The sequence below is a fragment of the Candidatus Chryseobacterium colombiense genome (assembly GCA_029203185.1).
GTDB lineage: Bacteria > Bacteroidota > Bacteroidia > Flavobacteriales > Weeksellaceae > Chryseobacterium > Chryseobacterium colombiense.
Window position 1 is genome coordinate 3,142,236 of sequence record CP119310.1, and the last position, 21,173, is coordinate 3,163,408.

17 protein-coding genes are annotated in these 21,173 nt (G+C 33.4%); 4 read left to right on the top strand and 13 right to left on the bottom strand.

Going from position 1 to position 21,173, the window contains the following annotated elements:
* Window positions 1-291: 291 nt before the first annotated feature.
* Window positions 292-2,487, bottom strand: coding sequence for a glutamine synthetase III (locus P0Y62_14215; protein ID WEK68995.1), 2,196 nt, complete (start codon window positions 2,485-2,487; stop codon window positions 292-294).
* A gap of 417 nt (window positions 2,488-2,904) precedes the next feature.
* Here P0Y62_14215 and P0Y62_14220 point away from each other — a divergent pair, with 417 nt between their 5' ends.
* From P0Y62_14220 to P0Y62_14230, 3 genes are all read left to right on the top strand, one after another.
* On the top strand, window positions 2,905-4,596 hold the full coding sequence (locus P0Y62_14220) for a hypothetical protein (GenBank protein WEK68996.1): 1,692 nt from the start codon (window positions 2,905-2,907) through the stop codon (window positions 4,594-4,596).
* Window positions 4,597-4,788: 192 nt separating this feature from the next.
* A complete protein-coding gene (locus P0Y62_14225) occupies window positions 4,789-5,256 on the top strand; it encodes a DUF1572 family protein (GenBank protein WEK68997.1) in 468 nt (155 codons plus the stop codon).
* A 268-nt stretch (window positions 5,257-5,524) separates the two neighbouring features.
* A complete protein-coding gene (locus P0Y62_14230; protein ID WEK68998.1) occupies window positions 5,525-7,360 on the top strand; it encodes a M1 family metallopeptidase in 1,836 nt (611 codons plus the stop codon).
* A gap of 504 nt (window positions 7,361-7,864) precedes the next feature.
* On the opposite strand, the gene P0Y62_14235 is transcribed toward P0Y62_14230, so the two are convergent.
* The gene (locus P0Y62_14235; GenBank protein WEK68999.1) at window positions 7,865-8,467 is read right to left on the bottom strand and encodes a hypothetical protein; all 603 of its coding nucleotides are present in this window, start codon (window positions 8,465-8,467) and stop codon (window positions 7,865-7,867) included.
* Window positions 8,468-8,647: 180 nt separating this feature from the next.
* On the opposite strand from P0Y62_14235, the gene P0Y62_14240 reads away from it, so the two are divergent.
* Window positions 8,648-9,406 carry a type III pantothenate kinase gene (locus P0Y62_14240; protein ID WEK69000.1) on the top strand — a complete coding sequence of 253 codons (759 nt, stop codon included), beginning with the start codon at window positions 8,648-8,650 and terminating at the stop codon, window positions 9,404-9,406.
* A 71-nt stretch (window positions 9,407-9,477) separates the two neighbouring features.
* Here P0Y62_14240 and P0Y62_14245 read toward each other — a convergent pair whose 3' ends face one another.
* From P0Y62_14245 to P0Y62_14295, 11 genes are all read right to left on the bottom strand, one after another.
* The gene (locus P0Y62_14245; protein ID WEK69001.1) at window positions 9,478-9,909 is read right to left on the bottom strand and encodes a nucleoside deaminase; all 432 of its coding nucleotides are present in this window, start codon (window positions 9,907-9,909) and stop codon (window positions 9,478-9,480) included.
* On the bottom strand, window positions 9,910-10,434 hold the full coding sequence (locus P0Y62_14250) for a hypothetical protein (protein ID WEK69002.1): 525 nt from the start codon (window positions 10,432-10,434) through the stop codon (window positions 9,910-9,912).
* A 162-nt stretch (window positions 10,435-10,596) separates the two neighbouring features.
* Window positions 10,597-11,517 carry a WYL domain-containing protein gene (locus tag P0Y62_14255; protein WEK69003.1) on the bottom strand — a complete coding sequence of 307 codons (921 nt, stop codon included), beginning with the start codon at window positions 11,515-11,517 and terminating at the stop codon, window positions 10,597-10,599.
* Window positions 11,518-11,687: 170 nt separating this feature from the next.
* A complete protein-coding gene (locus P0Y62_14260) occupies window positions 11,688-11,900 on the bottom strand; it encodes a hypothetical protein (protein ID WEK69004.1) in 213 nt (70 codons plus the stop codon).
* A gap of 96 nt (window positions 11,901-11,996) precedes the next feature.
* The gene (locus P0Y62_14265) at window positions 11,997-12,317 is read right to left on the bottom strand and encodes a hypothetical protein (GenBank protein ID WEK69005.1); all 321 of its coding nucleotides are present in this window, start codon (window positions 12,315-12,317) and stop codon (window positions 11,997-11,999) included.
* Between the two features lie 151 nt (window positions 12,318-12,468).
* Entirely contained in the window at window positions 12,469-12,921 is a 453-nt protein-coding gene (locus P0Y62_14270) for an SMI1/KNR4 family protein (protein ID WEK69006.1), read from the bottom strand.
* A gap of 142 nt (window positions 12,922-13,063) precedes the next feature.
* Complete coding sequence (locus tag P0Y62_14275; protein WEK69007.1) at window positions 13,064-13,408, bottom strand: hypothetical protein; 345 nt, start codon at window positions 13,406-13,408, stop codon at window positions 13,064-13,066.
* Between the two features lies 1 nt (window position 13,409).
* The gene (locus tag P0Y62_14280) at window positions 13,410-14,153 is read right to left on the bottom strand and encodes an EndoU domain-containing protein (GenBank protein WEK69008.1); all 744 of its coding nucleotides are present in this window, start codon (window positions 14,151-14,153) and stop codon (window positions 13,410-13,412) included.
* Between the two features lie 18 nt (window positions 14,154-14,171).
* Window positions 14,172-15,926, bottom strand: a complete 1,755-nt coding sequence (locus tag P0Y62_14285) for a hypothetical protein (protein ID WEK69009.1) — start codon at window positions 15,924-15,926, stop codon at window positions 14,172-14,174.
* A 77-nt stretch (window positions 15,927-16,003) separates the two neighbouring features.
* Window positions 16,004-16,480: a hypothetical protein gene (locus P0Y62_14290; GenBank protein ID WEK69010.1), complete on the bottom strand. Its 477-nt coding sequence runs from the start codon at window positions 16,478-16,480 to the stop codon at window positions 16,004-16,006.
* A gap of 140 nt (window positions 16,481-16,620) precedes the next feature.
* Entirely contained in the window at window positions 16,621-21,165 is a 4,545-nt protein-coding gene (locus tag P0Y62_14295; GenBank protein ID WEK69011.1) for a hypothetical protein, read from the bottom strand.
* Between the last annotated feature and the right edge of the window lie 8 nt (window positions 21,166-21,173).

A 21,173-nucleotide genomic window follows, 5' to 3' on the forward strand; every position in this document is an offset into this window, starting at 1 on the left:
TTAACATAATTATTATAGATTATTCCTATCACAGGATTTTTATAAATTTTAAATGAAGAAAATGAATTATAATTTTTGTTAATGAAAGCTTGATTAATAGCCTGTTTAAACAATTTAACTCTAATATTCTACACTTGCTTAAATTTCAGCTTTTTTAAAATTGAGTTTTGGGGTATTGTATTCTTTTTAGGGTTAAATTTCTAAGGTTTTTAAATAAACTTATATGACATTTTAAACAAAAAAACACCCCGATAAATCGAGGAGTTTCACTAATATGGAACTTTACAAATGTTATTTTGTAAACAACATTTCTCTGTATTTTGTCATTGGCCAAAGTTCATCATCCACCATCATTTCAAGATTGTCTGATGCTTCTCTGATGATGTCGAATAAAGGTTTTACTTTGTTACAGTAAGTTTCTGCCTGTTTTTGGCTGTCTGAGACCGCTTTTGCAGCTTCTCTAGCTTTGATTAAGTCTTCAACACCAACTTTAATTTTAGATACGTTTTCAGAGATGCTTGTAATTAAGCTCATTTGCTCTTTCGCTAATGATTTGAATTCTTTATCTCCAAAGATTTCTTTAAGACCTTTTACGTTCTCGATTAATCTGTTCTGATAGTTTAAAGCTGAAGGAATAATGTGGTTTCTTGCGATATCACTTAAAACTCTTGCTTCAATATCGATAACAGTAGAATATTTTTCTAACTTAATTTCGTTTCTCGCTTCAACCTCTCTGTGCGTGAAAATTCCCATTTCTTCATAAAGGGCCAGGAATTTTTTATCCATTTCCTGCTTAAGAGCTTCCGGAGTAGTTTTTAAGTTGTTCAACCCTCTCTTTTTAGCTTCTTTTGCCCAGTCGTCAGAATATCCGTCACCTTCAAACATAATGTTTTTACACTGCTTGATGTATTCTCTCAATACGTTGAAGATCGCTTCGTCTTTTTTAAGACCTGTTTCAATTAAAGCATCAACTTCTTTTTTGAAATCGTTTAATTGTTTTGCCGCGATCGTGTTCATTACCGTCATAGATTCAGCACAGTTTGCTGCAGAACCTACCGCTCTGATCTCGAATTTATTTCCAGTAAATGCGAATGGAGAAGTTCTGTTTCTGTCAGTATTATCCAACAGAATTTCAGGAATTTTTCCTACTACATTTAATTTTAGATCTGTTTTTTCGTCCGGTGAAAGTTTTCCTTCTGTTACTTTTTCAAGCTCTTCCAATACTCTGAACAATTGGCTTCCGATGAATACAGAAATAATTGCCGGTGGAGCTTCGTTTGCACCTAATCTGTGGTCGTTACTTGCAGATGCGATACTTGCTCTCAACAAATCTGCATATTCGTGAACCGCTTTGATTGTATTTACGAAGAATGTTAAGAACTGTAAGTTTTTCTTAGGGTTTTTTCCAGGGCTTAAAAGGTTTTCTCCTGTATCTGTAGCTAAAGACCAGTTGTTGTGCTTTCCACTTCCGTTTACGCCTGCGAAAGGTTTTTCGTGGAATAAAATGTGGAAATGATGTCTGTGAGCAATTCTAGCCATTACGTCCATCAACAAAGAGTTGTGGTCAACAGCAACGTTTACTTCTTCAAACATTGGAGCCAGCTCAAATTGGTTTGGAGCCACCTCGTTGTGTCTTGTCGTTACAGGAATACCCAATTTCATACATTCGATTTCCAGCTCTTTCATGAAGTTCATTACTCTTGTAGGAATTGAACCGAAATAGTGGTCATCTAATTGCTGTCCTTTTGCAGGAGAATGTCCAAGCAAAGTTTTACCTGTTAATACAAGGTCCGGACGAGATTGATACAATGCTGAATCAACCAGGAAATATTCTTGCTCCCAACCTAAAGTAGGAGTTACTTTTGTTACATTTTTGTCGAAATACTGCATTACGTTGGTTGCAGCTTCGTCTACCGCGTTCAAAGCTCTTAAAAGAGGGGCTTTATAATCTAAAGTTTCTCCTGTGTAAGAGATAAAAATAGAAGGAATACAAAGTGTGGTTCCCATAATGAATGCCGGAGAAGTAGGATCCCAAGCTGTATAACCTCTTGCTTCGAAAGTGTTTCTGATTCCTCCGTTCGGGAAAGAAGAAGCATCAGGCTCCTGCTGAATCAATAAGTTTCCGCTGAATCTTTCGATCGCTCTCCCTCCTTCGATGGGTGTGAAGAAAGAATCGTGCTTTTCTGCAGTTGTCCCCGTCAAAGGCTGAAACCAGTGTGTGTAGTGAGTCACTCCTTTGCTCATTGCCCAGTCTTTCATAGCTACTGCTACCTGATCTGCAATGTGCCTTTGGATTTTAGTTCCTTTTTTCATTGCATCCAAAATAGATTGGAATGCTTCTTTTGTTAAATATTCTCTCATTGTTTCTTCTGAGAAAACATTCTGGCAGAATAATTCTGACAATTTCATAGGAACTTCCACAGAGTTATCTCTTCTAAAGTCCTTAAATGGTAAAGTTTCTAACGCTTTGAATCTTAAAGTTGACATATAGGTTAATTTTTTACAGGGCAAATTTACAAAAAAATATAAGATAAAATAAAAACACCCCTAAAAATATGGGGTGTTTTATTTTTTTTATTCTGTTTTTTTGTTTTTAGGGATTTTCTGGGCAGATTCCTCCAATAAGACATAAACAATCACAAGTTGATGGATCAAACTCTACAGGGCAGTTTCTCTGTTGCCATAAAGACATATTGCACCATTGTCCACAAACAGAAGCTGGTTCTGCAGGGCAAGAATTACCTTTTCCTGATACTGAGCGTAATTGCTCTCGCGTTAATTTTTTTAGATTTTTCATAGTAAATTATTTGTTGTATACCAAATGTAATGAAAAAATAAATAATAATTAATAGCATTTTTAAATAATAATTTGTGAATGTAGTATATTTGTGTGAAATTTATTTTATGACAAATTCTAGAGCAAGAGAAACTACCGAAGCAATTGAAAGACTATACATATCTATGAGACATTTGTTTTATAGGGGGTTTTTTAAGCCGAGCGGAGTTTCTGGAGAAAGCATTAGAAGTTTGTTGAAAACGATCAATCCGGAAATTTACGGTACCATGAGTGTTCCAAGCAAATTGGAATTGGATGGTTTGATGTATGTTTTAGACAGACTTCCAGAAGGTATTGAAGAATGTGCTTTCATTCATTTAACTTCAGACGAAGGTTTTGATAAAGGAAGTTTCGAGCCGATCGTTCCCAAAAAGAGAAGAAGAAACTGTTACAGAATCGACGAACACCAGATGAACATCGAAGTTCTTTTGGGGCGTTCAGAGATCTATGATATTCTTACCCACTTAACATTCTTATTCATAGAAGCAGATAAAATCAGAAATTTAGCTTTCATTCAGGAAGAAAACTGGAAGCCTACACGTGCTTTTAAAATTATCGAAGAAGTGGTAAAAGGTGAAAAGAAATTCAGCAGAAAAGAAAAAGAGGTTGCTTTGATTCACTTATCTTCTTTAATAGGAAGAACTTTTGAAGAAACGTTAAATGCTTACAATACTTTCGGAGACGATAATAATCCTGATCGTTTATTTAAGATCATCTACAACTTAGGAAAAGTAAGTTTGGAAGATGCAAAACAGACGAGGGAAAGAGAAATTCATTTCAGTGCTATTTTAAAGGAAAGAGTAGGGCATCACTATTTTGGTGAAAAATGGGCAAACAAAGTGAAGGAAGTTTTATTTGAAAACAATCTTCACATGCGTCCGTTGCATATCATTTCTGCCAATATGCACTCGGTGAAAAATATGTTGTACGCCAACGATGCATTAAAGAAAAAAGATCATAAAGAAGTAGACTACAAATTGTATGGAGATATTTCTGATAAAAAAGAACTTCGCGACAAGGTTTCGAAATACGCTTTGGAGGAGGGGATGATCTATATTAATGATAAGAGCGGAAGTAATATTGATGTTCAGATTATTGATCTAAGCAAAACGAACCTTAAAAACACGCCTTTCCATGATATTAAATTTGGAGGAGACGATGTAATTATGGTTTTTGATTATGCTTTCGGTGAACAGGCTTATGAGGTAATGGACGAATTATTAAGACCTTACGAGCATAAAGGTGAAGTTTACATGATGAAAGTAAAATCCGTTTCCATTATGGGGAAAGCAGGAATTCTGGAAGGTGGAAAAGGTGATATTATGATCCCGACTTCGCATATTTTTGAAGGAACGGCAGATAACTATCCTTTTGAAAATGCCTTGAAACTGGCGGATTTTCACGATGATGAACTGAAAGCGTTTGAAGGACCGATGATTACCGTTTTAGGAACTTCGCTTCAAAACAGAGATATTCTTTCTTATTTTATGAATACTTCATGGAAAGCAATCGGACTTGAAATGGAAGGTGCGCATTATCAAAAAGCAATTCAGGTAGCGTCTAAAATCAGACATCATATTTCACCGGATCTGTTTGTAATGTATGCTTATTATGCTTCGGATAATCCTTTGGAAACGGGAAGTACGCTTTCTTCAGGTGGTTTGGGACTTACTGGTGTAAAACCAACTTATCTGATTACCTTAAGAATCTTAGAAAAGATTTTACAAAGCGGAAAGAAAGAAGTTTCTGCTAAAAAATAATTTTAATTACAATTTAGAATATGATCCTTCAAGGTTTTAAACTTTGAAGGATTTTTTTGTTTCCCACGGATTACACAGATTTGCACAGATGTTCATGTTTAAATTAAAAAAAATATGTGCAATCATCTGTGTAATCTGTGGGAGAAATAAATTTGAATGAAAAATAATTATCTTTAAAAAAATAAAAAACAAGTGAGCTCAACATCACAATTAGCAAAAAGATTTCGGGAAGTATTATTGGATGGTTTGTGGATTGCCAATACGAATTTTAAAGATCAGCTTTCGGATGTAACTTGGGAACAGGCAACAACAAAAATTGGTTCTTTGAATACGATTGCCATGCTTACTTTTCATATCAATTATTATATTGCAGGTCTTGTGAATGTTTTTGAAGGCGGTGATCTGGAAATCAGGGATAAATATAGTTTTGACCTCCCTTCGATTCAATCTCAGGAAGAATGGGAAGAGCTTTTAAACAAACTTTGGATGGATTCTGAAAAGTTTGCTGCGTTATTAGAACAAATGCCTGATTCTAAAATGAATGAAGTTTTTGTTGATGAAAAATACGGAACATATTTAAGAAATATTGACGGGATGATTGAACATGCCTATTATCATCTGGGACAGATTATTTTGATTAAAAGGCTTTTGACGAATTAAGTATTTTTAAACCATGCAGAAAGTATCTTCTCCCTTCATCATTTTATTCCCTTTTTATGGTTTCTCACAATTTAAAATGCCCAAAGGATTTGATTTTTTCAAATAAATTGTTCGGGAAATTAAGTTTAGTAGGGAAAGAATTTGAAAAAGAATAGAGATTTAACAACTCTCGTAAAAATACATCTAAAACCACAATAAACCTCATCATAACGCCAGATTTGAGGCTTTTATTTAAATTACTTATCTTTAGAAAACTAAAAAATTTTAAATGAAAAAATCGGTTGCAATCCTATTTGCGTTTATAATTTCACAATTTCATGCTCAACAGGGGGCTTATTATCAGCAGAGTGCGAAGTACAAGATGGATATTGATGTGAACGCTGAAAAATTTACGTATCAGGGAAATCAGACTTTAGAATACACCAACAATTCTCCGGACGAGCTCAATGTTGTTTATTTTCATTTGTACTGGAATGCTTTTAAACCCAATTCCATGATGGATCAGAGAGTTGCCGGACAAGGAAAAAACGGGGATTCGAGATTGCAGAAAGATGGGATTTCAAGACTGGCTTCTATTCCGAAAGATCAGGAAGGAGCGCAAAACATTCACTGGATAAAACAAAACGGAAAAACACTGAAGTTTGAAGTTCAGGAAACGATCATGAAAGTATATCTGGCGGAACCGATTAAGCCTAATTCAACCACAACATTCACGATGGATTGGGATGCGGTTATTCCTCAACAGATCAGAAGAAGCGGAAGAAATAATAAGGAAGGTGTTGATATGACGATGACGCAATGGTATCCGAAAATTGCAGAATATGATTACGACGGCTGGGCAACATTCGATTATATCGGAAGGGAATTTCACGCGCCATTTTCAGATTTTGATGTGACGATTAAAATCAATAAAGACTATGTTATCGGAGCAGGAGGAATTCTTGAAAATCCAACAGAAGTAAAAGGCTATGATACGAATGCAAAAATAAAAGCCGATAAAAATAAAGCTACCTGGAAATGGACGGCTAAAAATATTTTAGATTTTGCTTGGGCGGCCGACAGAGATTATATTGTAAAAAGTTTTGATGTTCCAGAAGGTCCAAAGGTTTTCCTGGTGTATCAAAATAATGACAAAACTAAAGTCTGGGAGCAGGCTCAACCTTATATTACAAAATATTATCAGTTGATGAATTCCCACTTCGGAAAATATGTTTATCCGACTTACGCTTTCATTCAGGGTGGAGACGGCGGAATGGAATACGGAATGTGTACGATGATTTTAGGAGAAGCAAAAGATATTAAAGGATTGATGGGATTAATGGCTCACGAAGGCGCCCATTCATGGTATCAGCAAATGTTGGCAACAAACGAATCAATGCGTCCGTGGATGGATGAAGGGTTTACAAGCTATGCGGAAAACTATGTAGTGTATCAGTTATTTCCGGAAGATCTTCCGAATCCGTTTGCACACTCTTTGGATGCTTACAGAAATTTTATTAAAAAAGGAATTGAAGAGCCTGCAGTTTGGTTAGGAGATCATCATGATAACGGAACTTCTTATACATATGCTTCTTATGTGAAAGGAGAATTGTATTTAGTTGAGTTAGGTTACATCATGGGAGAGCGGAATCTAGCAGAAACTTTAAAGCAATATTATGATCAATGGGCAATGAAACATCCTTCTGACAGGGATTTTCTGCACATTGCTCAGAAAGTTTCGGGGATGGATCTGAAATGGTTTCAGAATTACTGGATCAATACAACAAAAACCATTGATTATGGAATTAAGGATGTAAAGTATGATGCAAAATCCACAACAGTTACATTGGTAAATAACGGACAAGTTCCGATGCCGATTGATTTTAGCATTATAACAGCAGATAAGAAGATTGTGACTTATCAGATTCCGATGAATATGACCCATACCTGGAAAGAAAAGGATATTTACGGAGATTTTAAAACAATGCCTTATTGGCCTTGGACACAGAAAGAGTATTCAATTACGGTTCCTTATACAAAATCTCAATTGTCTGCATTAGGAATTGATTTTAGCCAAAGAATGGCAGATATCAATTTGCAGGACAATTTTGTTGAGGTGAAATAATAAACAATTACAATAATAAAAATTCCCGGAGAACTTTTTCCGGGAATTTTTTATTTCGAACAAAATGTTTAGAATAGCATTACATAAAGAGTTAAAAATAAGAATCACCCATCAATTTTAATGGGTGATTTTTCTGTAAGTTTAAGTTTTACTATATAAGGCAATATCTTTTAACAGAGCTTGGGCATCCTGGAATAGATGTGTACGTTAAATCAGGTCCTGGATTTAATTGGCATCCCATAGCATACATATTATCTACGCATTGCTGTGTATACCCTCCTTTTACTGTTTTTAGATTTTCTCTTGAAATTTTTTTAAGATTTTTCATAGTGATTAATAGTTTGTTTCTGTATTTTTCCTACTCTTTGTTAAGCTTTTCGGATCCCGCTTTAAATTTATCCTAAAGTAGTGAATTTAATTTGTATGATAAGAATTATTTAAAAATTTTTATAACTTAACAATAGGTGCTCAATAATTTAGTCACTTTGATTAAAAAACAATGATTTACTGTATTCCGAACTGCTGTACCATCCAATGCTTCGAATGATTTTTAATCAAATCATCTTTTATCGTGCTATCTTTGGTATTCAGGTAACTGTACACTTTAAGCGGAACAGAGTCCGGATATTCTTTTAAGCCTTGTGCAACGGTATTTTGAAATTCTTCTTTTTTATGACCGCTTTCTAATGCTTCAGCTTTATAAATATAAATAATGACAGGAATTTTTCCGAAAATATCCTTTGTTTCATTTTCAAGAATATTCATGGTCTCGATCTGGAAGTCTGGATCCGGTTCTTTTCCTACGGCTGCTGTTTTACTGATATGCTGCTGATACATTAGAAAAAGCATAAGAATATGGAGATTTTTGGTATTGGGATCGGAAACCAGTCTTTCAATTTGCTGGATGTCTTCGGGAGTCATTTCTTCCTGGTCTGCCTGGAGATTTTTTTCATAAAAAGTCGTTAAAAGATTATAAATCGTTTTATCAGATTTATCGATTTGGGATTTTTTCTTTAAGTCAGGATAAATGTCTTTAATGGAAGCTTTATTTTGGGCATAAAGAGTCAGATTGATCATTATAAAAAATACCAGAACGAGCTTTTTCATATCTGTAGGATATATTTGAGTGGTTGTGACTTTAAATATAATTAATTGTTTTAAAAAACAAAAATTTCGAAATAATTTCGAGTGTTCTAGGGGCTTGTTTTTATCAAAAATCATTAATTTTGAGCCTTAAATTAATGTGGCTTTTCTATTAGTAAGTAAGCCGGGTTGAAACATAAATCAATGAATTCAATTGTCATAAATGTTGGGAACAGCAATATCAGATTTGGACTTTTTAATGATGATAACTGTGATGTTTCATGGGTAATCAATACAAAACCTTACAGAACTGCCGATGAGTTATATGTTCAAATGGTGATGCTGTATCAAACGTATAAAATTGAACCTAAAGAAATCAGTAAAATAATTATCGGTTCCGTTGTTCCGCAGCTTACCAAAGTAATGAGTGCTGCGATCAAGAAAATACACGATATTACTCCTGTCATTGTAGACAGATCTACTCCTTCCGGGGTTCAGGCAAAGTCGAAGCAAATGGGAACAGATATTTATGCTAATCTTGTAGCGGCTCATAACCTGTATCCCGGCAGAAAAAAAATCATTCTGGATTTCGGAACTGCCCTTACTGCAAGCTGCGTTGCCGAAGATGGGGAGACATTGGGAGTGATTATAGCTCCGGGAATTGTTACTTCTCTCAATTCATTAATCAGCCAAACAGCACAGCTTCCGGAAATTGAATTAAAAAAGCCAAAAACTGTTTTGGGCTTAGATACTGTAACTTGTATGCAAAGCGGAATGGTGTATGGTTTCTTGGGAATGGTAGAAGGGTTTATAGACCGAATTAATGATGAAGTGGATGATGACTGCTTTGTAATCGCAACGGGGGGTGTTTCCCATGTTTACAAACCTTTGACAAATAAAATTCATATTGCAGACAGGTTGCATACCCTGAAAGGGCTTTATTTTTTAGGGAAAGATAAATAAAAAAGCAGCTTTATAAAAGCTGCTTTTTTATTTGATGATTACCTTTATATTATTAATAGAAAATAAGGGAATTATCTTTTGGACTTAAAAAATTCTTTTACGATTAAAGAACATTCATGTTCCATCACCCCAGTTACTATTTCCGTTTTTGGATGAAGAGAAAGGTTTTTATTGATGAATCCTCTCTGTTCGTCCCGTGCTCCGATCACTACTTTAGAAATTTGTGACCAGGAAAGGGCTCCGGAACACATTACGCAAGGTTCTAATGTCACATACAGCGTGCAGTCTTTCAAATATTTTCCACCTAAAAAATTAGCAGCAGAAGTAATGGCCTGCATTTCTGCATGGGCGGTTACATCATTTAAGGTTTCGGTAAGGTTGTGGGCTCTTGCAATGACCCTGCTGTTAGACACAATGACACAGCCAATGGGAACCTCATCTTTTTCCAGAGCAATTCCGGCTTCCTGTAAAGCCATTTTCATGTAATATTCGTCCGTAAACATTTATTCAATATTCATCGTTAAAGGAAGCTTGAAACTGAATCTTACCGATTCCCCATTCAGCGTTGCCGGAGAGAATTTCTCAGGAATAGAGTATAGCGCAATCTCGGCTTGCCTGTTGAAAGTGAAATTATCTCCCTGAGCATTTACATTGCTGATACTTCCGTCTTTTTCGACAATAAAATCAACATTGGCTTTGATTGTTTTGCTTTCGGAATATACTCCGGGTGTATAAAAAATCTGGGCAATCTCCTGTCTCAAAGCATTGATTCCTCCTGGGTAATCGGCATTTTTACTTACTGCTGAACCTCCTTTGGATTGAGTGTTGGATAATTCTACTTTATCGCCTTGATGGTTGATTTTTTTTAAATCTTCCAGATTTTTAACTTTTAATAAAGCTCCGATCATGGCAACATTTTCAATGCTGTCCATTTTTTTCATAAACAGCAGGAAATCCTGTTTTATGGATGCTTTGATCAATGTATTGGTTTCCGCGTCGAATTTCTTTTTAAACTCAGTATTGAGCATACCGCGATGCTGATTGTAAAAGTTTTTTACATTTTTAAATTCTTCTGTCTGTTGCGAAAAACAAAAAGAAGAAATAAGGCAAAACAAACAAAAGAATATAGGTTTCAAATTGAAATATTTATGTAAATGTAATCAAAAATAACCGAAATTCTTTATTCTTTTTTATTCGCTGAGGTAGCTATTCAAAGACTGTTGAAGGTGGTTCCGAATTTCATCAACTAAAGTTTTAGGTTCTAAAACTCGTACTTCTTTTCCATACGAAAGAACTTCCTGCATAAAGTCATAAGTGGGGTGGAGGAAGAATTCAAAATAAATCTCTTCAGGAGTTTCCTTCAGTTCTTTCTGAGACTGGTGAAGCGGAAAACTTTTGATGTATTCTCCCTGATGTCTGCTGCACTTCAGGACGATCTTTTCAGGATTCTGTTCGGAAAGATTCATCACACCGAACGCATTTTTAAAATGTTCCCTGAAGTTATATTTATACTTTTCCCTGAACTGTTTTTCGCTCACATCAAGATAATTGATTCGGTCCAGTCCAAAAGATTTCAGCATTTTATCTTTGGTGTCAATAGCGATCAGATACCATCTGTCTTTAGATTCTTTTAAAGCCAACGGATGAACTTTTCGGGAAGTCATCAGTTTGTTTTTGTAGTTATAATGTTCAAAAGAAACGATTCTTCTGTTTCGGATGGCAAAAAATAAGTCGTAAAAATTTTCAACCCCGGTTGGCTTTCTGCTTTCAAAGAAAATGAAATCGGCAAAGTCCGGATGGGTGTTCATCGCATTGCTTACCTGAAAAGACTCGAGCAGTTTCTGGTTGTATTCATCCACTTCCATGATCGGGCGACTCTCAATATAATACCGGTTGTCACCTTTCTTTTTATTGTGAATGGAAAGATTAAAAAGATCGGAAATTTCCCGAATATCTCTCTGTAAAGTACGGATCGAGTAACTTTTGATTTCTGCATCCTGAAATTCAAAAGAGTTGAGTAGATAGTCCTCCAGTTGCGAATAGGTAGCCGGAGAACTTTCTAATCTTTTTATAATTAAAGCATATCTTGTCAGGTAAAAATCTTTTTTCATTCGGATATATTTATGTTCCAGCTTTGCTGCGTTTTATTTTGTCGAATGGAACGTAAGCGTTTCATGGATGAATTTTATAAGACAAATATATAGGCTTAATGCGACAAAAGGTGTCGTGTTTTATTTTTTGTTGGAAAATTTTATTCCTTTATTTATAATTAAAACGATCTTCATCGGGAAAAGGGAGCTGCTCCTACCAAAGATTTATTAAAATTTCCAGTTAAAATATATTCTTTAGAATCATAATAATAAATATTGCCATGTGGTTTTTTGATAATATTATTGGTTTCTACCATCACTTCAATATCCGCTCCTCCAAAATGTTCTCCTTTACTTTTTAAATAACGCTCAGCTATGGCTAGCATTTCTTGGTCTGTTAACATGATTTTTTTTCAATTTTTGTGATTTTTTACTTTAACTATCAAAGACAACAAAAACAGCAGAAAAATATTCTGCTGTTTTTTAAGATCATATCAGTATTATTTATAATCAAATCTATCTTCGTCTGGATACCAATAAGTATCTAAAGCTGTAGACATAGTCCCGTTTTCATAAGCTTGTATATAATTTTCTAATCTCATTCTTGTACCAAAACTAACCACTCTTCCTGTATTTTTTTCTACTAAAAAGGGAGGGTTACCCGTCAATACTTTATTGAAATCTCTTGTTAAAAGAAATTCTTTAGACTGAAAATAATGAATATTACCATAAGGCTTTTTAATAGTTTCTTCATGTAATATTACGGCTTCCGTATCTTTGTCTACTCTTCTCTTTATAAAACGTTCTGCTATGGCTAGCATTTCTTGATGTGTTAGCATAAGTTGATAATATAAAATAATTTTTAAAGATTATAGTATTCGGCTTATTATTTTGTTGGCTTAAATTATAATTTCCATATATGGAATGCTAATCTAAATTATTAAAAGGGTCTTTACCATCTTCTAAATAGTGTTATAAAAATTCTGATAAACTATTTGTAAGTTTTGGAAAACTGTTTTTTTTCTGACCTTCCTGATAACCATAAACGGGCGGGTTATCTCCCTCATTTAATTTAAAAAAAGCATATATATATCCCTGATGGCTGCTAAATACAAAAATATTATTATTAATCTGGGAGATTAAGTTTATTTTACCATCCTCTTGTAATTGTTCTATTAAACCATCTTTGTTAGTGTAATTTCCAAAAACATCATCAAAGAAAATAGATTCACCGACAAAACCACCTCTTGAATAATCGTCTTTCCTATCCATATCATATCCGAAATTTTCTAGAAATTCCTTGTAACACAAAGGTAGCTTTTTTCCAATTTTTTGTTCAATATTGTTAATTTCATTTAATGAACAACCTTTATATATTGTACCCCATCCTTTTAATATTCCTTCGATGTTATTTAAATATTTCATTCTTTATAAAGATTATCATAACCTTCTTTCACTGTCATATACTCTTTGGTATAAAATTTTCGTCTGTATTCATTTTTAACTTTTAGCTATCTAAAAATAAGAAGAGAAAAACAAGCAAATTTGCCATTTATATTCCATTCTTTTAACTCATAAAACTTTTCCATTCTTTCATAATATCGATTAGCTCTTGAAGAGGCATATCAAAAGATTCATCATCATTTTTAGAGAAAAAATATGCGGTATTTTCTTGAACATCTAACTCACCACTTCCATATCCAATATCTAATGTGTCGTCAGCATACGGTTCTACTGCTTCTTCCCATGTTTTATTATTATCAATAACGGACTCCAATAAATCTATGATTTGCTGAATATTTTTAGGAAAACGATATTTTCCAATAAATAAACTTAGTAAAATAAATTTTGGGTCGTTCGGATGTACGGTTCTAAAACCATCGTCAATTTTTTTAAATTCTATTTTTTTCATTTTAATTAATTACAATATAGGCAGTTAAAACTTCTCTTGTTTCTAAGTCAATCCTCATTTCTATTTTTATTCCATTTTTTGTTTTACCAACAACTCGATTGCCTTGTTTTTCAATAATATTTCCACTTGCTTCATTTACAACGTGTCTTATTTTTTCTAAATTCCAATTAGAAGGAAAGAATGTATGTATGTCATCTTTCAGTTTCCAGATTCTTTTCTCTTCTATCCAATATTTGATAGTAGCTATACGAATAGTCTCTCCGGACGGTATTACATGAGTTGCGCTTTCTACAATTCTAACAAATTGATTATTTATTTTACCAATAATATGAGAGCCTCCCGATCCTTTTATTCTTGCCTGATAGGGTGGTTTAATACTGCTTTGTGATCGACCTTTTCCTAAAATGTACTTATATTCTTCTATAATATAATCCGGATTAGGTCTAAGTTTTCCTTTAACTTTAATCTTCTTAGGAATTTTACTGTTTACAATTTCTATTGTAATATGACCGACTTCAATATGTTCATCGAACTTGCGTCCTAAAATAAACACTGTTTCTAATAAGTTATCTAAGTATTGATCTAATGTTTGTTTATTTTTTTTTGCTTCTTTTTCCATTCTAACAAAGTAATTATCAATTTGTTCGGCAGGAATGTTTTCAGCAATTTTCACGTCGTTTCTTAGAATGTAGCATACTTTTTCACCATTCTTTATTTCAGTTCCTAATTTAATGCATTTCTTCATATTTCCTATATTATTTGTTTAAGATATTGGACACATACTAAATATTCCATTCTCTATCTTGGTAGGATGTAACCCTATTTTTTCCAAATACTCTCTTACTTTTGGACTGAAAAAATCATCATAAATTTCTTTCACAAAATTTTTCACTTTTCCACCAAGATTAAAAATATCATCAATCCATTTTGATAATTGTTTGAATAGAGCTTTACTACCTTCTTTTAGCTTTTTAATAATAAAACGGATAAATTCAATACCCATTGAAAATGTATCACTTGCCGTTTTTACAGCCGCGGCTACAGTTTTACTAAGATTCTGTAAAGGATTTTTCATGAAAGAAGCAACGCCTTCAAAAAGTTTTACAACATCTGCAACGCCGCCTGTAAGGAATGTTTCCAGAACAATGTCTATAATCATCCCGATAATATACCCTAAATAATAAAAGACCTGTTCTAGGGAGACTTCTACGGAACTTTTTGTTAACCATTGATAAAGTTTGTATGCTGCCTGTACCTCGAAAACGACTGTATTCACAATGAAATCTGAAATATCGAAATTTCTTATACTTTCAATTATACCTTCTATTATTTCAAGAAAATATTCAATAAAAAGCATAAAATCATCAGAGGCTTCTTTTTTTATTTTATCCCATTCTGCTTTTGCCTTGAAGAAGAAGCCAATAAGAGAAAAAATACCTGCAATAACATCTATTAAACTGTTATATATTCCACATACCAAAGCATTTGCAGTTGTAAAATTTTTATAGATAATTGCCTGAAGAGAAGGCAAAGAGCTTTTCAAAGATTTCTTTACATTGACTATTTTATTGAAAAATCCATTAATTTCGACATTCAGGACGTTGTAAATAGATTTTGGTAAATATGATTCCATACCAGTGATCATGGATTTGAAATTTTTCCGGGTACCTTCTACCAGTTCGAAAAGATTATCAAAAATTCCAGATACTACTTTTTGACTATTTAGAACATTTTCATTTGGCGTACCATTTTTATGCTCATAAAAAGGCTTTATGGTTTCCCAAACACTTTGAGGAATTAGTTTTGGGTTATACTCTCCTTTTTCTGTTTTAGGATTCCATCCGGATTCGTCTATTTTAAGATTCTCTATACCTTTTGCTATACTTGTAAAATAATTTGCTCCTTGCTCAAATATTTCATTCGTGAAAAAATCGAATATATCCGAAATAGGTGATTTTATAATTTTCATCAACCAGTTTAAAAAGCTTTTTTTATTGGCTAGAACTTTTTTTTCCAAGAGACTTCTCATTTCTTTTGGAGAAATTGTGATATTATGATCTCGTACAAAATTCAGAACTTCAGCGAATGGTACTTTTTTAGGGTCAGTTAAATCTTTTGAGACTTTCATTCTCGCTATTGTGTATAAATTATACTTATCATCTATTTCCATAAATAGAATAATAGTTTTATCTGTAGGCTCTTGGATTTGTCGGAATCTCTCTAATAAAAAAACTCCGTCTTTGCTGGCAAAAAGTTTAACAGTAATGTCTCCGAAAATCCCTTTATAATATTTATAAACTAGTATTTCTTCAATTTGTTGTTCTTTAATAGGATCTGTCTCGTCTGTATAAACCTCATATCCTTCAGATTTGATTAAAGGTTTCCCTCCGAAAAATTGATCAGCCATTTGTTGAGTAGTAAGTTTTTCATTTTTATTTGAATTTTCTAAATCGAATGCCGCCCAATTGTTTTTTGAGTACTCTTTAAAGGATGGTTTGTTATTTATTTCTAAGCTCATTTTGTGATTTTTGATGTTAATAGAAAGGCAGAGTTTTTAGGCTCTGCCAATTTTGATTAATTAAATGAGGTATTTTTTTAATTATATACTCTTATTTCCATCATTCCTAAAGGGATAATTAGCTCCAAGCCTTCACCCGAAGAAAAATTAATTTCTGTATCAGATGGGAAACTATATACTATGCTATTGAACATGGTATAAGGTTCAAAAGACACATTAATTGAAACAACTGTTTTATCACTTACGAAGTGTCCTCCCGTTAAAAGACCTTTATATGCTCCTGTAGCTGTTTTACTCCAGGTAATACTACCTAAATTGTTCTCAAGGACGGTAGTAATTAAATTATAAGAAGAATCTGTTTGTAATTTCGCGACATAAACTTTATAATTCCTGACTTCTGCCAAGGCATGCATTTTTAAATCACCATTGGCATCAATTGCATAATCTGTATAAGTCGTGGAGCCTGGTGCTGCTACCTGATAAATCACATCTACTTCTCTTTCTCCTTCCGGGGGTAATGCATTTACTCTTATAATTTTTCCAATATTGGACATTGTTGTTTGTTTTTTTTAGTTAATAATTTGATTGAAGACAAAGTTTCCTATGATGCACTCATTATTATATTTGGAAGAGCTGAATTAGGAGACTTTGAATAAAAGGATATTTACCAGACGTCTAAAGTCGGCGACAGTATTTATATAATTGAAACATTTGCATTTTCAGATATTTTCAATAGTTTTCCGCCACCCCAAGACATGTATACAGCTGTTTTACCAGATGAAACGACATCTATCATACCATATCCTTCTACACCTACTCTTAAATCAGCACCAGATCCTGATACATTTGAGAATTGATAATATTGATTATCTCTTAAATGAGTGATATTGACAGATCCGTTTGAACTACCATCGAAAATGATATTGTATTTTTTAATACTTGTGTCATCCAGATCAATAGGATTGCTATCTATTAGTTTATATACTTCTAAGAATTTAAAGTCATCGTTGTCATTAACAACATGTGCTAAATTGGCGGCTAACTGTTCTAGGTTTACGGCATGATCTCCACTTGTTGCAGCAGGAATAGATGGACTAGAACTAAATGTTTTATTGCCATTAATTGTTTCATCCCCTTCAGTATTCACAAATCTTTCATCTGATGCAGCCTGATTGAAATAGTTTTGCTGTAGAAGATCTGTTACATAAGATTCTGTAGCATAATTCACGTTATTGCCAGATAAAACTCTACCTTTCGCATCAACATTTACATTATTGTAAGTTCCCGCAGAAACTCCCGAATTCGCTAAGGTCATAGCAATACCAACATTTCCTGATCCGTCAACAGAAGCTGATCCGGTTACATCGCCTATGTAAGATAATGTTCTAGGTGTTGTCCATTTTGTGGAAGCTAAAACGTTTTTCGTGCCATCTGAAGTATTATCTACATTTGATAATCCAAGATCTGATTTACTTAAGTTAACAACTCCTGTTTGTCCGTTTATGGATTGAACAGCTCCAGATGAAATCTGAATATAACTTGAACCTCCCCAACGATAGGTAAGATTTGTATCAATTGCTACATATATTTTTCCTGATTCGCCTGTTGCTGGAAAAGATGCAAGATTTGCAAATTCCAATACATCGTCTACATAGCTTGGTAAATATGCTGAGGATATTTTGGCATCTGAACCTAAGGGAGCAAAGCCATTTGCTATACCTCTTTGAGCTTCTGTTATCGCATTACTACCATTCACAGCCAAAGCACCCGAAACAGATAATCCTGAATTAGTGATAACAACTCTAGTTATGCCATTATTAATAAAAGTATGATTTCCTAATGTTGTATAATAAACATTTGGAATATCATCATTTCCAAAAACCAATACATTTACATTATTAGCATTAAAAACCTGATTTCCCGTTATTCCATTAGATGAAAATATATTCCCATTAAATTCAAATGCTGAAATAACTCCAGTAGTACTTAGATTATTAGTTCCTAAAATAACATTTGAGTTAAACGCAATTGTAGAATCTTGAATTAGCATTTTTTGAACGCCATTTCTGTAAATTCCATAATCTTTATCATTCACCGTTCCCGTAAAGAATCCTGATCCCATTGATTGCAAGAATCCTCTAGCATTTGTTGTAGCATCAGCATCTAATATCCATTCGGTTGAAATACCAGTAAATCTTTTAGTACTAAAAATGTCTACATTTCCTGATATTGGAACATAATCTGCTGGATTGAAATTACCTCCATGCCAAACGTTATTCCCATTTACTGATAATGCACCATTAACGCCTAATCCACTTGAACTAAATGATCCTACATTAACACCATTTACCATAAAATAATGTGATGTATGCGTTTGATAATAAACAGAATTTAAAGCGTTATTTCCAAAATATATTTCTGTGGAGTTTGTCGCTATAAATGTATTACCTGCTAATATTCCTGAATTAAAGGTATTACTCCAAACTGCACTTGATGCTGTAAATGCTTTAGTAATTATATTGCCTGAATCAGTAAATTCAATTTGATTAGCCCAATCAAAATCATCAGCATTATTACTTAAAGAAGGCGCAAAAATTAAATTATTTGATGATGGTTTATGAAATACCCATGATTTATAATTTATATTTTTAAATGTAAATGGCGTTGTCGAATAATAAGATTTTGATGCAGATATATTCTGATCTGTGCTTAAAGTCTGATAAGACCCTAAATCTGATTGGCTTGCAGGATTTGGTAAATTCACATTATCCCAAAGTTGTCTGAATGGTATGTCTGTTGGATTACCACCCCCAGAAAAATACCAGTTTCTATGAGATAAAGAACCATTAGTTTCATGAAAAAACTCAGAAGTAAATGCCCTGCTTGACATCTTTAAAAAATTACCATATCCACTGTTATTAGGGAAATTAGTATTACCTGTTCCGTTGCCTAGTTCTAATGAAATAATTTCACTTTTTTGACTTCCTAAATTGTTAGCGTCTATATTGGACTGAAATCCATTACTTCTATTAACTAAACCATCGGTATAGGCAATAGACCAGTAATTAGAATTACTTGTGGTGGTATAAATTACATAATCATTTGTAATGTAAAGATTTTTATTAGATTCTACATGTGTAGGTCTAACTTCAAAAATAGTTGATCCATTAGCTTGCAGCTGTATACCCAAACTAGCATTTGCATTTATTTTAATTGGTGAACCATAGTTTTCTATATTGTCGTAGATAAGTTTATCAGTTCCACCTTTTGCAGAAATACTATTAGCTCTAACTAAACCAGTATTTCCGTCAATGTCAAACATTCTATTGTAAGTAATACCTCCATCCGTGGAAAAATCAAAACCAAACTTAACATCAGAGGATGAACTATCTCCTCCTCTAACAGTACCATATTTCCAACAACTATTGTAAAAAGTATTTACCCATCCAGATACTATATTACCATTGCCAGATGTTGTATTAAATGATTGAGTGTTATTTTGATTAGACGACTCATTACCATATATAGTAAGTTTGGCAGTTTGTGAAAAATATTTATCCGCTATAATAGCTTGAGGCGTATTTATTGTTACATAATTTGTTGGATTAAAATTATGTGTAGTCCAAATTGTACCAGGACCAACTCCATTTTTCCAATGAATTATATCATTTGTAGATTCTATTCTAAAAGTTGGCAGTGATGTATTACCTGCATAAATTGTATCAGTTGATGCTGACATAATTTGATCTCCAGCAAGACCTGCATATCCAAAATAAGGAGATTTGAAAAATGGAGCTGTTAATGCTCCAGTCATAGTATCACCTGACTTATTCACATAATTTCCTAATTGTGATGACAGAGCAAAATCAGATATTAATTTACTTCCTCCACCACCTAGCAAAATCCAATTATCATCATAACCATCTTTAATGAAAGCAGCAGCTTTAATTTGTCTATACCCTGAATTAGGATCAAGAAAATGATAACCATCCTCTTTAAATTTAAGTTGTCCTGCTACTACACCAGATTTATTAAATGTTACCGCAGGATTTGAACCATCAATACTAACGATTCTTAATGTGTTATTACCATAATTATTCCCACCCGAAGTAATAAAGTTTTTGAATCCGGTAATATCTTGTCCAGTTGTCTTATCAACAAAATCTGATATAAGTTTATGCCCTCCTCCTCCTGTTAGTACATACGAATCTGATGAACCATCTTTATTAAATCCTTTTGCAGTCAAGTAAATATAGTCTGAATCACTAATATTTCTAAAAGAAAATTGATTTGGATCTCTCAAACTTATCGTTCCTGCATGGCTTCCAGGTTGATGAAATGCTATTGTTGGATAAGCACCTATTGTTTGATTACCATTAACCATAATGGCTGCTCCTGTATAAGTATTATTAGTAGCCCCATTAAATGTTTTTCTAGCTTCAACAGTTTGTTCAGTATTTATAGTAACATAATTCGTAAGATCAACAGTTTCTGATAACTTATCCCATCCAGGAGTTCCTGTATTATTTAGATTAAGTACCCAGACATAATTAGCTCCTGTATCTAATATATTCCATACGTCGCCTTCTGTATTTCCAGTAGTTGGTAATGAAGCAAAATTAGCTACAGAACCTTTAGGTCTATATACCGCAGAAAGTTTAGCATCTACTTCAGCTTTATTATATGTCTCTGATTTAGTATAATAGTTTGTTAAAGTACTATTTAGAGCAGGTTGTGAAGTGAAATTATCCGCTACAAATTTTTTTTGTACATAATGCTCATCACTTGTTGGAGGGATGTAATGGTCTCCTTTTAGACCGGATGTATCAAGAATGGCAGAAAATTGTTCATCTGATATTGTTGCTGATATTTCTATACCATTATCATAATGTATATGGATAGAAGAAGAGCTATTTTCTGAGCTGTTATGTGATTTGGCAAGTATACTATCATCTTCTTGAATCGCTAAAACAGCTTCAGAGGTATCAGGAGTATTTGAAACAAATCCAACACTTCCGTCTTCACTTGGATCTACTTCTATATTTTTGGTTAAAGGTTTGCCTTCTTCTGTTCCTGTTAATGGAATGTAAGATGGTGTTTTTAGATCACCATTAGCATCAATAGCATAGTCTTTATAAGTAGCTGCACCTGGTGCAGCTACTTGGTAAATAACATTGTTTTCTCTTTTGTCGGGAGGTGGTAATGCGTTTACTCTTATAATTTTTCCTATATCGGACATTGTTTTTT

What these genes read in the sequence shown, in the direction of transcription:
- P0Y62_14260 (WEK69004.1), bottom strand. Translation starts at nt 11,900, where the DNA reads ATGTTAACAGACCAAGAAATGCTAGCCATAGCTGAGCGTTATTTAAAA.
- P0Y62_14230 (WEK68998.1), top strand. Translation starts at nt 5,525, where the DNA reads ATGAAAAAATCGGTTGCAATCCTATTTGCGTTTATAATTTCACAATTT.
- P0Y62_14290 (WEK69010.1), bottom strand. Translation starts at nt 16,480, where the DNA reads ATGTCCAATATTGGAAAAATTATAAGAGTAAATGCATTACCCCCGGAA.
- P0Y62_14250 (WEK69002.1), bottom strand. Translation starts at nt 10,434, where the DNA reads ATGCTCAATACTGAGTTTAAAAAGAAATTCGACGCGGAAACCAATACA.
- P0Y62_14255 (WEK69003.1), bottom strand. Translation starts at nt 11,517, where the DNA reads ATGAAAAAAGATTTTTACCTGACAAGATATGCTTTAATTATAAAAAGA.
- P0Y62_14245 (WEK69001.1), bottom strand. Translation starts at nt 9,909, where the DNA reads ATGTTTACGGACGAATATTACATGAAAATGGCTTTACAGGAAGCCGGA.
- P0Y62_14280 (WEK69008.1), bottom strand. Translation starts at nt 14,153, where the DNA reads ATGAAGAAATGCATTAAATTAGGAACTGAAATAAAGAATGGTGAAAAA.
- P0Y62_14220 (WEK68996.1), top strand. Translation starts at nt 2,905, where the DNA reads ATGACAAATTCTAGAGCAAGAGAAACTACCGAAGCAATTGAAAGACTA.
- P0Y62_14295 (WEK69011.1), bottom strand. Translation starts at nt 21,165, where the DNA reads ATGTCCGATATAGGAAAAATTATAAGAGTAAACGCATTACCACCTCCC.
- P0Y62_14215 (WEK68995.1), bottom strand. Translation starts at nt 2,487, where the DNA reads ATGTCAACTTTAAGATTCAAAGCGTTAGAAACTTTACCATTTAAGGAC.
- P0Y62_14240 (WEK69000.1), top strand. Translation starts at nt 8,648, where the DNA reads ATGAATTCAATTGTCATAAATGTTGGGAACAGCAATATCAGATTTGGA.
- P0Y62_14235 (WEK68999.1), bottom strand. Translation starts at nt 8,467, where the DNA reads ATGAAAAAGCTCGTTCTGGTATTTTTTATAATGATCAATCTGACTCTT.
- P0Y62_14265 (WEK69005.1), bottom strand. Translation starts at nt 12,317, where the DNA reads ATGCTAGCCATAGCAGAACGTTTTATAAAGAGAAGAGTAGACAAAGAT.
- P0Y62_14270 (WEK69006.1), bottom strand. Translation starts at nt 12,921, where the DNA reads ATGAAATATTTAAATAACATCGAAGGAATATTAAAAGGATGGGGTACA.
- P0Y62_14275 (WEK69007.1), bottom strand. Translation starts at nt 13,408, where the DNA reads ATGAAAAAAATAGAATTTAAAAAAATTGACGATGGTTTTAGAACCGTA.
- P0Y62_14285 (WEK69009.1), bottom strand. Translation starts at nt 15,926, where the DNA reads ATGAGCTTAGAAATAAATAACAAACCATCCTTTAAAGAGTACTCAAAA.